At 67.0% G+C, this 12732-nt stretch carries 13 protein-coding genes and 1 pseudogene; 5 read left to right on the plus strand and 9 right to left on the minus strand.

Going from position 1 to position 12732, the window contains the following annotated elements; genetic code table 11:
• Positions 1-40 precede the first annotated feature (40 nt).
• The gene (locus ACE3T8_RS09275; RefSeq protein WP_374608714.1) at positions 41-1492 is read left to right on the plus strand and encodes a VWA domain-containing protein; all 1452 of its coding nucleotides are present in this window, start codon (positions 41-43) and stop codon (positions 1490-1492) included.
• Between the two features lie 42 nt (positions 1493-1534).
• Here ACE3T8_RS09275 and ACE3T8_RS09280 read toward each other — a convergent pair whose 3' ends face one another.
• The 6 genes from ACE3T8_RS09280 to sucC all read right to left on the minus strand — a co-directional run bounded on the left by ACE3T8_RS09280 (position 1535) and on the right by sucC (position 7220).
• Positions 1535-3169: an NAD+ synthase gene (locus ACE3T8_RS09280; RefSeq protein WP_374608752.1), complete on the minus strand. Its 1635-nt coding sequence runs from the start codon at positions 3167-3169 to the stop codon at positions 1535-1537.
• A complete protein-coding gene (locus tag ACE3T8_RS09285) occupies positions 3170-3490 on the minus strand; it encodes a CcdB family protein (RefSeq protein WP_374608716.1) in 321 nt (106 codons plus the stop codon). It lies immediately after the preceding gene.
• Positions 3490-3738: a type II toxin-antitoxin system CcdA family antitoxin gene (locus ACE3T8_RS09290; protein WP_374608718.1), complete on the minus strand. Its 249-nt coding sequence runs from the start codon at positions 3736-3738 to the stop codon at positions 3490-3492. Before ACE3T8_RS09290 ends, ACE3T8_RS09285 begins: the two co-directional genes overlap by 1 nt.
• Before the next feature lie 71 nt (positions 3739-3809).
• The gene (locus tag ACE3T8_RS09295) at positions 3810-4856 is read right to left on the minus strand and encodes a DNA topoisomerase IB (RefSeq protein WP_374608720.1); all 1047 of its coding nucleotides are present in this window, start codon (positions 4854-4856) and stop codon (positions 3810-3812) included.
• Positions 4857-5070: 214 nt separating this feature from the next.
• On the minus strand, positions 5071-5943 hold the full coding sequence (gene sucD, locus ACE3T8_RS09300) for a succinate--CoA ligase subunit alpha (protein ID WP_374608722.1): 873 nt from the start codon (positions 5941-5943) through the stop codon (positions 5071-5073).
• 113 nt (positions 5944-6056) lie between these two features.
• Positions 6057-7220 carry an ADP-forming succinate--CoA ligase subunit beta gene (gene sucC / locus ACE3T8_RS09305; protein WP_374608723.1) on the minus strand — a complete coding sequence of 388 codons (1164 nt, stop codon included), beginning with the start codon at positions 7218-7220 and terminating at the stop codon, positions 6057-6059.
• 156 nt (positions 7221-7376) lie between these two features.
• On the opposite strand from sucC, the gene ACE3T8_RS09310 reads away from it, so the two are divergent.
• Complete coding sequence (locus ACE3T8_RS09310; RefSeq protein ID WP_374608725.1) at positions 7377-8975, plus strand: PAS domain-containing sensor histidine kinase; 1599 nt, start codon at positions 7377-7379, stop codon at positions 8973-8975.
• A gap of 74 nt (positions 8976-9049) precedes the next feature.
• Positions 9050-10465: a sigma-54-dependent transcriptional regulator gene (locus ACE3T8_RS09315; protein ID WP_374608727.1), complete on the plus strand. Its 1416-nt coding sequence runs from the start codon at positions 9050-9052 to the stop codon at positions 10463-10465.
• Here the strand turns inward: ACE3T8_RS09315 and ACE3T8_RS09320 are convergent.
• Both ACE3T8_RS09320 and ACE3T8_RS09325 read right to left on the minus strand, forming a co-directional pair.
• Entirely contained in the window at positions 10443-11144 is a 702-nt protein-coding gene (locus tag ACE3T8_RS09320; protein ID WP_374608729.1) for a nucleotidyl transferase AbiEii/AbiGii toxin family protein, read from the minus strand. The genes ACE3T8_RS09315 and ACE3T8_RS09320 overlap by 23 nt on opposite strands.
• Before the next feature lie 28 nt (positions 11145-11172).
• Positions 11173-11667: a helix-turn-helix transcriptional regulator gene (locus ACE3T8_RS09325; protein WP_374608731.1), complete on the minus strand. Its 495-nt coding sequence runs from the start codon at positions 11665-11667 to the stop codon at positions 11173-11175.
• Between the two features lie 165 nt (positions 11668-11832).
• Here ACE3T8_RS09325 and ACE3T8_RS09330 point away from each other — a divergent pair, with 165 nt between their 5' ends.
• On the plus strand, positions 11833-11958 hold the full coding sequence (locus tag ACE3T8_RS09330; RefSeq protein ID WP_374608754.1) for a helix-turn-helix domain-containing protein: 126 nt from the start codon (positions 11833-11835) through the stop codon (positions 11956-11958).
• Positions 11959-12213: 255 nt separating this feature from the next.
• Positions 12214-12312: pseudogene (locus ACE3T8_RS09335) on the plus strand (prepilin-type N-terminal cleavage/methylation domain-containing protein); the annotation flags it as partial.
• 309 nt (positions 12313-12621) lie between these two features.
• Here the strand turns inward: ACE3T8_RS09335 and ACE3T8_RS09340 are convergent.
• Positions 12622-12732: transposase (locus ACE3T8_RS09340; RefSeq protein ID WP_374608756.1), on the minus strand; the 111-nt coding region annotated here is incomplete at its 5' end.

Consider the following 12732-nt stretch of genomic DNA (forward strand, 5'->3'; position numbering starts at 1 on the left):
GCCCGGCTCGCCGGTTGAATGCCACTGCAGAGGACGCTCGATGACCATCCTGTCCCAGGTACGCCTGCTTTCCTTGACCATCGCCGGCCTGCTGCTCGCCGGCTGTGCCGCCCATCGCGACACGGTCGCCGCCGCCGACGCCGCCGCTGTCGAAACCGATGTCGGGCGCGAGGCAACGCCACCGCCAGCACCTCCAGCACCTCCAGCACCTCCAGCACCTCCAGCATCGGTCGGGTTGGCGGCCCCCGCCACCGCTGCACCTGCCGGTGCCGCGACGCTGGACAGCGTGTCGGTCAGCGGCAGCCGCATGCGCGTGAGCGCGGAGGCGAAGGCGATCGCGCCTGGCGAACCCGGGCGCGGCCATGTCCGGCAGCAGGCACAGTCCGGCACCCTCACCGCCGGCGACTACGACGACCTGCTCAATCCCGGCCAGTACGCGCGGTATGCCGAGGGCTACCTGCAAGGCCGCGCGCAAGCGGGCCTGCCGTTCGTGGATACGCGCTCGCCGCTGCAGGTGCGGGTGCTGGGCAAGGACGGTCAACCGCTCGCCTTCGCCAATGTGACGGTCAGTGACAGTCGCGGACGCAGCCTGCGCTTGCCGACGGCCGCCAACGGCAGCGCGGTGTTCTTCCCCAGGCTGGACGGATTGGCGGGACGCCTGCAACTCGCGGTGGACGCCGATGGATCGCAACGGATCCAGCGCAGCGTGGACCTCGGCCGGCCGGGCGCGGATCGCACGATCAGCATCACCCTGCCCGTCGCCGGTCGCGCTCCGCAGGCGCTCGACCTCCTGCTGGCCATCGACACCACCGGCAGCATGGGCGACGAGCTCAAGTACCTGCAGGTCGAGCTGGACAGCATCGTGACCTCGCTGCGCCGGATCCGCCCCGGCACCGACATGCGGGTGGGCCTGGTGGTGTATCGCGACGACGGCGACGAGTACGTCACCCGCCGCTTCGAGTTCACCGGCGATCTCGCGGACCTGCGCAAGCAACTCGGTGCGCAACGGGCCAACGGCGGCGGCGACTACCCGGAAGCCGTGGATCGCGCCTTCGCCGAGGCGAATGGGTTCGACTGGCGCGAGGATGCGACCAAGGTGATGCTGCATGTCGCCGACGCCCCGCCGCATGCCGAGCGCGCCGGCGCGGCATGGGACCAGGCGTTGTCGCTGCGGAGGCGCGGCGTGCACATCGTGCCGGTGGCGGCCAGCGGCGTGGCCGATGACGCGCAGTACCTGATGCGCTCGATGGCGGCGGTCACCCAGAGCCGCTACCTGTTCCTGACCGACGACAGCGGCGTGGGCCTGCCGCATGACGAACCCGACGTGCCCTGCTACGTGGTCAGCCGGCTGGATGGCCTGATCGAACGCGTGGTCGCCTCGCTGCTGGTCGGGCATCGCGTCGAGCCGCAGCCCGAAGCGATCATACGCCGCACCGGTGACTACGACCGCGGCGTGTGCCGGCCTGCCGAGCGGCCGCGCATCGCACGATGATCATCGCTGGCTCCGCTGGCGCATTGCCGGCGGAGCCAGCGGTCAGTCGCGGTAGCCGTTGGTGATCGGATAGCGCCGCTCGCGCCCGAACGCGCGCCGGCTCACCTTCGGCCCGGGCGCTGCCTGGTGGCGCTTCCACTCGCCGATGCGCACCAGCTTCAGCACCTTGTCGACGGTGGCGGCATCGAAACCGGCCGCCACGATCTCCTCGCGCGACTGCTCCTGGTCGACGTGGCGCAGCAGGATCGCGTCGAGCACGTCGTAGGGCGGCAACGAATCCTGGTCCTTCTGGTTGTCGCGGAGCTCCGCGGACGGCGGGCGATCGATCACCGCCTGCGGCACCACCCGGTCGCCGACGGTATTGCGCCAACGCGCCAGCGCGAACACCTCGGTCTTGTACAGGTCCTTGATCGGCGCGTAGCCACCGCACATGTCGCCGTAGATGGTGGCGTAGCCCACCGCGTATTCGCTCTTGTTGCCGGTGGTCAGCACCAGCCCGCCGAACTTGTTGCTCAGCGCCATCAAAAGCGCACCGCGGGCGCGCGACTGCAGGTTTTCCTCGGTGGTGTCGACGGGTTTGCCGGCGAAGATGTCGGCCAGCGTGTCCAGGTAGCCCTGGAAGGGTTTTTCGATGGACAGCGCGATGAGCTTGACGCCCATCGCATCGCACTGTTCCTGCGCCAGGTCGTTGGACAGGTCCGCGGTGTAGCGCGAGGGCATGCGCACCGCGGTGACATTCTCCGCACCGAGTGCATCGACGGCGATCGCCAGCACCAGTGAGGAGTCGATGCCGCCACTCAGCCCCAGCCACGCATGCTTGAAGCCGTTCTTGGCGAAATAGTCGCGCGTGCCGCGCACCACCGCGCGCCATGCCAGCGCATCGCGGCTCTCGTCGCCGTCGACCATCCATTGCACCGGGGTGAAACGGCGCGATGCGGAATCGAAATCGACCACCAGCCACTGGTCGGTGAACGCCGCCGCGGCCGGATGCACGCTGCCATCGCCATCGGCCACGACCGAGGCGCCATCGAACACCAGCGCATCCTGGCCACCGACCACGTTGAGGTAGGCGATCGCCGCGCCGGTCTCGGACACGCGCTGCGCCAGCAACGTGTCGCGCTGCGCATGCTTGTCGCGCTCGAACGGCGAGGCATTCGGCACCAGCACCAGTTGCGCACCTTTCGCGACGGTCGAGGCGATCGGTTCGGCGAACCACAGGTCTTCGCAGATGACCAAACCCACCCGGGTGCCATCCACCTCGAACACGCAGTCGTCGCGATCCGGGTCGACATCGAAGTAACGGCGTTCGTCGAACACCGCGTAGTTGGGCAGTTCGCGCTTGCGGTAGGTCTGTTCGATGGCGCCGTCGCGCAACACGCTGGCGGCGTTGTAGACCACCGCGCCGGCCGCCTGCGGCCAGCCGACGATCGCGACGATGCCGTGCACGTCCGCCGCGATCCCGTCCAGCGCGACCTGGCAATCGCGCAGGAACGACGGTCGATACAGCAGGTCCTCCGGCGGATAGCCGGACAGCGCCAGCTCGGGGAACAGCACGATGTCCGCTTCGTACTCATCGCGCGCCTCCGCGATCATGCGCGCGATGCGATCGCGGTTGCCGGTCACGTCGCCGACGGGGAAATCGAATTGGGCCATCGCGATGCGGAGCGCGGTCATCAGTCAGATTCCGGAAACCAACAGATCAAGCGCTGCCATCACGGTGGCACGCTCGTGGGACAGGTCGGCCTCCATCGCACCCAGATCGGATGCTTCGATGGCCGCCAACAAGGGCACAACCAACACATGCGGGTTGCCATTGACGTCGATGATCGGCGCCAATGACGAAATGGACGGCAGATTGCGCTTGCGCGTTGCCGGCACCAACGGCACAACGACACGCGTCCCGGTTTCCGAGATCAGGTCGCTCTGAATGTTCAGCAGCAGCGGATAGGCGGATCGCGTGGCTGCATCGCGGTTCCGGTAAGCGCAGAACTGGCGCATCAGCGTTTGCGGAACATCGGACTGAAGACGCCGTTCTCTTCCACGAAGGCGTTGTACGTGGCAATCGCCTCGCGGTTTTCCTCCAGCCACCGCTCGCGCCTGCGTGCGCGCACCTCGGCCTCCAGCGCGCGCTCCAGCGTGGCGGACAGGTTGATATCGAGCGCCTTGGCGGCTTCCAGCAGCCCCTGGTTGATGCTGACATTCGTGGGCCGCTTGCCGTAGCCCGCATAGTCCTCGCCGATGCGCATTTGTCTTTTTCTCCGGAATGCGCATCGATCATGCGCATTGAGTATGCCGCGGTCAAGCACATCGACTTGGTTCAGGCCTTTCGCCGCAGCAGCTTCAGCGCCAGCGCTTCCCATTGCCGCGGCCCGCGCACGCCGTTGGATGCGCGTGCCAACCAGCCTGTCTCCCAAGCCTTGTAGACGCGCGGGTCGATGTAGGACTTGCGGCACACCGCCGGCGTGTTGCCGAGCTGGCACGCCACGTCGGTTTCGACCGCCTTGCGCATCGATGCCATCGCCCGCTGGCTGGCGCCGGCTTCATCCCAGGGCATGTCGGCGAGCAGGCGGATCGCGGCGAGGGTACCGCCCCAGGTACGGAAATCCTTGGCGGTGAATGCCTCGCCCATGGCGGTGCGCAGGTAACCGTTGACCGTCCCGGAATCCACCGGCTGCACGTTGCCGTCGTCGTCGAGGTACTGGAACAGGTGCTGGCCAGGGAGCTGCTGGCAGTTGCGCAGCAGGCGTGCAAGCTTCGCATCGTCCAGCACCACGTCATGGTCGATGCCGCCCTTGCCGCGGAACCGGAAGCGCGCGCGACCGCCGCGCAGGAACTGCACATGGCGATTGCGCAACGTGGTCAGGCCATACGATTTGTTGTCGCGCGCATAGCCGGCGTTGCCGATGCGGACCAGCGTATCCGCCATCACCGCGACGACCATCGCCGCAACCTTCCTTTCGGGGAAACCGGGTAGCGCCAGATCGCAGCGCAACTGCCGGCGCAGTCGCGGCAAGGCCTTGCCGAACGCCTCGATGCGGCCGAACTTCTCGCGGTCGCGGACCTCGGCCCAACGCGGGTGGTAGCGGTACTGCTTGCGCCCGCGGGCGTCGCGGCCGGTCGCCTGCAGGTGCCCATTCGCCAGCCTGCAGATCCAGACGTCGCGATAGGCGGGCGGGATCGCCAGTGCACGGATGCGGCCGAGCGTCGACGCGTCGCGCACCGTCTTGCCGGCCGGATCGAGGTAACGAAAGCCGCTCGCCGTGGGGCACCGACTGAGTCCGGGTTCCGCATCGCCCACATAGACCAGCCCGCCTTCACGGGCGGAAGCGGCTTCGGGCGTCAGCGATTTGCGTGTGCGCGGCATGCCCTGACGATGCCGATCGCCGCGTCAACGCCGCGAAACGACGCCCGGAAACGACGAAGCCGCCCGCAGGCGGCTTGTCGATTTCGCTCGATCACGCCTGGCGAGCGAGAGGCCGTCAGCGGGTCGTGCGGGCGGCGCGCAGAAGGCGTGGCGTACTCAAGTACGCGAGCCTTCGAGCACCGATCGCGCGTGCCCGATCACGGCCTCGCAGCCGTCAGGCGAGGCGCTTCGCGATCGCCGCGCCCAGGTCGCCCGGCGACTTCACCGTGGTCACGCCTGCCGCTTCCAGCGCGGCGAACTTGCCTTCCGCGGTGCCGGTACCGCCCGACGCGATCGCGCCGGCATGGCCCATGCGCTTGCCCTTCGGCGCCGACGCACCGGCGATGAAGCCCACCACCGGCTTGGTCACGTGCTTGCTGATGTAGTCGGCGGCTTCTTCCTCGGCGCTGCCGCCGATCTCGCCGACCAGGATGATGCCCAGGGTCTGCGGGTCGGCCTGGAACAGCTTCAGCGCGTCGATGAAGTTGGTGCCGTTGATCGGGTCGCCGCCGATGCCGATGCAGGTCGACTGGCCGAGGCCGGCGTCGGTGGTCTGCTTCACTGCTTCATAGGTCAGCGTGCCGCTGCGCGAGACGATGCCGACCTTGCCCGGCATGTGGATGTGGCCCGGCATGATGCCGATCTTGCACTCGCCGGGGGTGATCACGCCGGGGCAGTTCGGGCCGACCAGCACCACGTCGGGATAGCCCTTCAGGGTGTTCTTGACGCGCAGCATGTCGAGCACCGGGATGCCTTCGGTGATGCAGACGATCACCTTGATGCCGGCATCGGCCGCTTCCAGGATCGCGTCGGCCGCATACGGCGGTGGCACGTAGATGACGGAGGCATCGGCGCCGGTCGCCTTCACCGATTCGGCCACGGTGTTGAACACCGGCAGGCCGAGGTGCTGGGTGCCGCCCTTGCCGGGGGTCACGCCGCCGACGACCTGGGTGCCGTAATCGAGCATCTGCTCGGCGTGGAAGGTGCCCTGCGAGCCGGTGAAGCCCTGCACGATGACCTTGGTGTTCTTGTTGATCAAGACTGACATTGCTTGAGGTTCCTGATGTAGCCCGGATAAGGCCAAGGGCCGCACCCGGGGATATCTTGGAGTTTCGAGGCGGTCCCGGGTGCGCTGCGCTTACCCGGGCTACGTGGCTTGCGTCAGGCGGCGGCAGCGGCGACGGCTTTCTTCGCGCCGTCGTTGATGTCGTCGGCCGACGTGATCGCCAGGCCGGAGTTCTTCAGCAGTTCCTTGCCGGCATCGACATTGGTGCCTTCCAGGCGAACGATCACCGGCACCTTGACGCCCACTTCCTTGACCGCGGCGATGATGCCCTCGGCGATCATGTCGCAGCGGACGATGCCGCCGAAGATGTTGACGAAGATCGCCTTCACGTCCGGCGAGCGCAGGATCAGCTTGAACGCCTCGGTGACCTTCTCCTTGTTGGCACCGCCGCCGACATCGAGGAAGTTCGCAGGCGCGCCGCCTTCCAGCTTGATCACGTCCATCGTGGACATCGCCAGGCCGGCGCCGTTGACCATGCAGCCGATGTTGCCGTCCATGGTCACGTAGTTGAGGTCGTACTTGGAGGCGAGCACTTCGGTCTCGTCTTCCTGCTTGATGTCGCGCATCTCCACCAGCTCGGGGTGGCGGAAGTTGGCGTTGTCGTCGGAATTGATCTTGCCGTCGAGCACGGCGAGGTTGCCGTCGGTGAGGATCGCCAGCGGGTTCAGTTCGACCAGCGCCAGGTCCTTCTCGTTGAACAACTTGTACAGGCCCAACATGATCTTGCTCAGCTGGTTCACCTGCTTGGCGTTCAGGCCCAGCGCGAAGCCCATGTCGCGGGTCTGGTACGGCTGCAGGCCCTGCACGTAGTTCACCACCAGCGTCTTGATCGCGTCGGGGTTGTCGACCGCGGTCTTCTCGATCTCCACGCCGCCATCGGCGGAGGCGATGAAGGTGATCGACTGGGTGGAGCGGTCCACCATCACCGACAGGTACAGCTCCTGGGCGATGTCGGTGGCCTGGGTGACCAGCACCGAATCCACCGGCAGCGCCACGCCGGCCGACTGGTAGGTCTCCATCTTCGTCCCAAGCATGCCCTTGGCGTACTCGCGCACTTCATCGAAGGACTTGCTGTACTTGACGCCGCCGGCCTTGCCGCGGCCGCCCGCGTGGATCTGCGCCTTGACCATCCAGGCCTCGCCACCGATCGCCTTGGCCGCATCCACGGCCTCCTCGGGCGAACGCGCGACGCGCCCGGCCGGTACCGCGATGCCGTAATCGGCAAACAGCTGTTTCGCCTGGTATTCGTGGAAATTCATGGGTCACCCGGGAAGAGGATTGCCGATGCCGGCATGGACGCGGCGCGGGACCGTGAACCGGCCGGCGCGGGCGGACCGGCATTTTAGCGTGTTGCAGCGCCGCATGCAGACCCGACCATGGTCGACACGGGGTCCGCATCTTGCATACTCGGGCCGATGCCCTCGTCCAGCGCCAGCCTCACCCAGGCCGCGATCCGCCGCGAACTGCATTTCTTCAGCCTGTACCGGGTGCTGGAAGCGGCATTGCTGTGCCTGGTGGTGTTCAGCCCGGTCGGGGTCTGGCTGGGTGGCCTGCCCCGCCATCCGGCAATGGCGGCGGCGGTCGCCGCGGTCTATTTGCTGAGTGCCTGTCTGTTGTTCTTCGCGCGCAGGCACGGGCATGTCCGGCCGATGGTGCTGGCCGGGATCGGGCTGGACATCGCCGCATCGCTGCTGGCCATGCATGCCCTGCCCGACGCCGTGGCCGGCATCGCGATGATGCTGCTCTTCAATGTCGGCGCCGCCGCCCTGCTGCTGCCGCTGCGCTGGAGCCTGTGCGTCGCCGCCCTGGCCGGTGCGGCCCTGGTCGGCGAGCACCTGTGGACCCTGCTGGCCGGGCACGGCCGCGATCGACCGCTGGCCGAGATCCTGATGTTCTCGGTGAGCTATCTCGCCATCGCCACCCTGACCAGCATCGTCGGCCGGCAGATGCGCGACAGCCAGGCCCTGGCCGAGGAGCGCGGCAGCCAGGTCGCCAACATGGCCGAGGTCAACGAGCTGATCATCCGGCGCATGCGCACCGGCGTGTTGCTGGTCGAAGGCAACGGCGAGATCCGCCTGGCCAACGAGGCGGCGATGCTGCAGCTGGGCAGTTCCGGCGAGGGCAGGCGAACCCTAGCCACCGCCGCGCCGGAGCTGGCCCGCCACCTGCAGCGCTGGCAGCAGGACGGCGACGGCGAGCCGGTACCGCTGCAGCTGACCGCTGGCCTGCCCGAAGTCCTGCCCCGCTTCACCCGGCTGCTGGCCGGCAGCGACCAGGTGCTGGTATTCCTGGACGATGCCTCGCTGGCCTCGCGCCGCGCGGAATCGCTGACCCTGGCCACGCTGGGGCGCTTCTCGGCCAGCCTGGCCCACGAGATCCGCAACCCGCTGGCGGCGATCAGCTATGCGACCCAGTTGCTGGAGGAATCCCGCGACATCCCCGAGGCCGACCGCCGGCTGCTGGAGATCATTTACCAGCAGACCCACCGCATGAACGGCATCGTGGAGAACGTGCTCGGGTTGGCGCGGCGCGAAGCCGCCCGACCCGAATACGTGGACCTGGGCGACTTCGTCCGCGGCTTCGTGGCCGAGTACCAGGAAAGCCATCCGCTGGAAAACGACCGGCTGGAAGCCCACTTGCCGCGATCGATGGTGGCGGCGATGGTCGATCGCCGCCAGCTGCAGCAGGTGGTCACCGTGCTGGTCCATAACGCACTCGTGTACGGGCGGCTGCCCGGCGAACCCGCGCGAATCGGGGTGCACGCCCACCTCGACGACGCCGGCGCGCCGGTGCTGGACGTCACCGATCGCGGGCCCGGCATCCCGGAAACCGTCGCCGCCCAGTTGTTCCGCCCGTTCTTCACCACGTCTGGCCACGGCACCGGGCTGGGCCTCTACATCGCCCGCGAGTTGTGCCAAGCCAACCAGGCCCACCTGGATTACGTGCCGGTGCCCGCCGGCGGCGCCTGCTTCCGGATCCGCCTGGCCGGCGCCCGCGCAATCGCCACTGCCTGAGGTGTCGGATCGACCGCTGTGCCCCTCTGCGTCGCACTTGGACGCAGCGCGGCAACGCGTTATCGTGAACGGACATGAGCGCCCCCGCCCGCAATACCCAAGCCTGCGCCCTGGTCGTCGACGACGAGCGCGATATCCGTGAATTGCTGGTCCTGACCCTCGGACGGATGGGACTCAAGTGCGATACGGCCTCGTCACTGCACGACGCCCGCGCCTTGTTGCGCCATAACAGCTATGCGCTGTGCCTCACCGACATGCGGCTGACCGATGGCTCCGGGCTGGACCTGGTCCGCGAGATCTCCCAGCTGTATCCGCAGACGCCGGTGGCGATGATCACCGCCTTCGGCAACCAGGAGGCGGCGGTGGGCGCGCTCAAGGCGGGCGCGTTCGATTTCGTCAGCAAGCCGGTCGATCTGTCGGTCTTGCGCGGCCTGGTCCAGCACGCATTGAAGCTGGGCCTGGAATCCGCGGCAGGCGGGGCGGCGCGGCCCGCCGACGCGCCCGGCCCTGCAGCCACCCGCCTGCTCGGCAGCTCGATGGCGATGGCGGAGCTGCGCACCACGCTGGCCAAAGTCGCGCGCAGCCAGGCCCCGGTCTACATCGCCGGCGAATCCGGCGTGGGCAAGGAACTGGTGGCGCGCACCATCCATGACGAAGGCATGCGCGCATCCGGCCCGTTCGTCCCGGTCAACTGCGGCGCGATTCCCGCCGAGCTGATGGAAAGCGAATTCTTCGGCCACAAGAAGGGCAGCTTCACCGGCGCGCACGCCGACAAGCCCGGCCTGTTCCAGGCCGCCGAAGGCGGCACCCTGTTCCTGGACGAAGTCGCCGAACTGCCGCTGCCGATGCAGGTCAAGCTGCTGCGCGCGATCCAGGAAAAATCGGTGCGCCCGGTCGGCGCCAACAACGAGATCGCGGTGGACGTGCGCATCCTGTCCGCCACCCACAAGAACCTCGCCGCACTGGTCGAGGACGGCCGCTTCCGCCACGACCTCTACTACCGCATCAACGTCATCGAACTGCGCGTCCCGCCGCTGCGCGAACGCCGCGAAGACCTGCCCCTATTGGCAGACGCCATCCTGGCCCGCCTGGCCACGGCGCAGCATCGCGCCCGCCCCGTCCTGCATCCGGACGCGGTCGAGGCACTGGCCCGCTACAACTTCCCCGGCAACGTGCGCGAACTGGAAAACATCCTGGAACGCGCCTTCGCCCTGGCCGACGACGACGGCATCCGCGCCGCCGACCTGCGCCTGCCGGAAATGCGCCCCAGCATGCCGGCGCAGGCCGCCGCAGCCGCCCTGGATCCGACCCGGATCGATCCGCGCGAGTCCGCCACCAGCGCGCTGCCGAACTTCATCGAGGAGATCGAGCGCAAGGCCATCGAGCAGGCCCTGACCGACAACCGTTACAACAAGACCCGGGCAGCCGCGCAACTCGGCATCACCTTCCGCGCGCTGCGCTACAAGCTCAAGAAGCTGGGGATCGACTAGGAGCCAGCGCGCGCTCCAACCGCCGGCGCAATTCCAACAAGCGCTGTTGCAGCACGGCCATCGGCATCGCCATCGCCATCGCCTGCATGCACCGCTGCACATGGACGGGATCCGTCTTCAGGCGATCCAGCGCACGCCGCATGTCGACGACAACGGCATCTCCGTAAGCCTCCATGGCCTTGTCGATCGCCGGCCGCAGCTTGCGAGGCGGCAGATCCAGCATGGCAAGGTCGATCGCATCGCGGGAAAAAGCACTGTCATCCCGCCATCGGTCCGAATTGGCCAGCAGCTTGCTGGCAGCCAGATCCGTCACCGACAAGGTGGCGATCCCGCACACGGCATCCGTGCGCCCCGGCGTGTCCAGCGCGATGCGCGATTCGCGCACGATCTCGAACTTGATCCTGGCACCCTCCACCAGCAGGACGGTGCGGATGCCGTACTGATCGGCCCGGACCTCGCGCGCGACGGCGATCGCAGGCAGTCCCGGCCGCTGCAGCGCAGCGACGTCCTGGCGCCCGACCAGCATCTGCCGGAGAGCGCGATACGCCTCCGCTTCCGCCACCAGGAAATCGATGTCCACCGACTCCCGGTATTCCCCGCAGCGCAGGGCGATGGCGGTCCCGCCACCGAACAGGCACGACAGCGTGCGCAACTGGTCGCCATCCAGCGCCTCCAGCACGGATGCAATGCGCCTGTGATGGGGTCGCTCAAACACCCAGGAACTCCGCACCAAACACACGCCGCAACGCGTCCAGCAGAGCAAACTCTCGGGGATCCAGCGCCGTATGCTGCACGTGGCGCCAGTTGCGCTCGTACAGGCCCAGCGCCTCGCGTGGTGTCAGCACGTGCCGGTCATCCCCCACCTGCCAGGCCAACTGGCGAAGTTGTGGATAGTCGGCCAGAAGGATCTGAAGCGGCAGGTAATCGTCGCCTGTCGATGGTGCGGGCTTGCCAGCGGCGCCCTTTGGCACCAATACCACTGACATATCCAGGACCTGCGCGGCCGCCACCAGCGCGCCCAGCGCCACCGTCCGCTCGCCCTTCTCCAGACGGTGCCATGTCACCCGCGAGATCTGCGCCGCCTTCGCGGCGGCCGTCACCGTGATCCCCAACGCCTTGCGGGCGGCGCGCAAGGCCTGCCCGAGGCGCAACGCTTCGGCCTCGCCCACCTGCGACCGAGGCTGTTCGTCCAACCGGCCCATGCATATCACTCAACGAAATATGTTTCTCATATAGATCAAAATCACAATTTTGTAAATCCTAGAGTGCATTTTTCAAATTTACCTGCATGACTTGCCGCGCTCTATCCGACCCGCATCGACCCCCGTGAGTCCGCCACTAGCGCCCTGCCGAGCTTCATCAAGGAGATCGAGCGCAAGGCGATCGAGCAGGCGCTGACCTGTAACCGCTACAACAAGACCCACGCCGCCGCACCGCTGGGCATCACCCTCCGCTCGCTGCGCTACAAGCTGAAAAAGGTGGGGATCGATTGATGAACGCATGAACCGAACCTGACAAACTGACGAATCACGTCGCATTTGTGACGCCTAACGTCACATTTCTCGTCAGGCAATAGCGCATGAAGCGTGACATCCATTTCAGAATCCACATGCGGGAACGCCTGTCCTGAATTGGCACGCATCCTGCGTTATACCTTTCGCACGTGCCAAAGCCATCCGGCTGCCGAAGGACCGTCACAGCGGATGGCGCGGTACGTGGATCACTCCAACCACCCTAGGGGATACACCATGAAGAAGCAGCAAGGCTTTACCCTCATCGAACTGATGATCGTTGTCGCGATCATCGCCATCCTGGCCGCCATCGCGCTGCCGGCGTACAACAACTACCGCATCCGTTCGGCCGAAGGCGCTTGCCAGGCTGAAGCGAAGGCGTTCGTGAACTCGTTCGTCGCCGCAGTCCAGTCGCAAATGAGCCCGACTCCGGTTCACAACGGTCCGGCTTGCACCGCCGCCGCTCCGACGGCAGCCGACGTCACTGGCTCGAACAACGTAACTTTCAATGCTGCGGCTCCTGGCATCCGCGACACCCAGTGCAACATGGGTTCCGCAACCTGCAGCCTGCTGCCGTAATTCAGATCCGGGGCTTTTTTCAAGAAGCTCAACCGAAGCCCCTCGCAAGAGGGGCTTTTTTTTGGTTCATCTCCCAACTCCGGGGAATGCGGCTCGGATCTTGAGGAAGAAGTAGGCGTCGTCGCGGTAGCCGTAGGCGATGCGCTTGATGACCTTGATCCGGTTGTTGATGCCCTC

The organism is Thermomonas sp., assembly GCF_041919455.1.
Lineage (GTDB): Bacteria > Pseudomonadota > Gammaproteobacteria > Xanthomonadales > Xanthomonadaceae > Thermomonas.

Bases quoted from the DNA above. Each gene is read 5' to 3' on its own strand.
- ACE3T8_RS09275 (WP_374608714.1), top strand. From the start codon at position 41: ATGACCATCCTGTCCCAGGTACGCCTGCTTTCCTTGACCATCGCCGGC.
- ACE3T8_RS09285 (WP_374608716.1), bottom strand. From the start codon at position 3,490: ATGCGCCAGTTCTGCGCTTACCGGAACCGCGATGCAGCCACGCGATCC.
- ACE3T8_RS09290 (WP_374608718.1), bottom strand. From the start codon at position 3,738: ATGCGCATCGGCGAGGACTATGCGGGCTACGGCAAGCGGCCCACGAAT.
- ACE3T8_RS09295 (WP_374608720.1), bottom strand. From the start codon at position 4,856: ATGCCGCGCACACGCAAATCGCTGACGCCCGAAGCCGCTTCCGCCCGT.
- sucD (WP_374608722.1), bottom strand. From the start codon at position 5,943: ATGTCAGTCTTGATCAACAAGAACACCAAGGTCATCGTGCAGGGCTTC.
- sucC (WP_374608723.1), bottom strand. From the start codon at position 7,220: ATGAATTTCCACGAATACCAGGCGAAACAGCTGTTTGCCGATTACGGC.
- ACE3T8_RS09310 (WP_374608725.1), top strand. From the start codon at position 7,377: ATGCCCTCGTCCAGCGCCAGCCTCACCCAGGCCGCGATCCGCCGCGAA.
- ACE3T8_RS09315 (WP_374608727.1), top strand. From the start codon at position 9,050: ATGAGCGCCCCCGCCCGCAATACCCAAGCCTGCGCCCTGGTCGTCGAC.
- ACE3T8_RS09325 (WP_374608731.1), bottom strand. From the start codon at position 11,667: ATGGGCCGGTTGGACGAACAGCCTCGGTCGCAGGTGGGCGAGGCCGAA.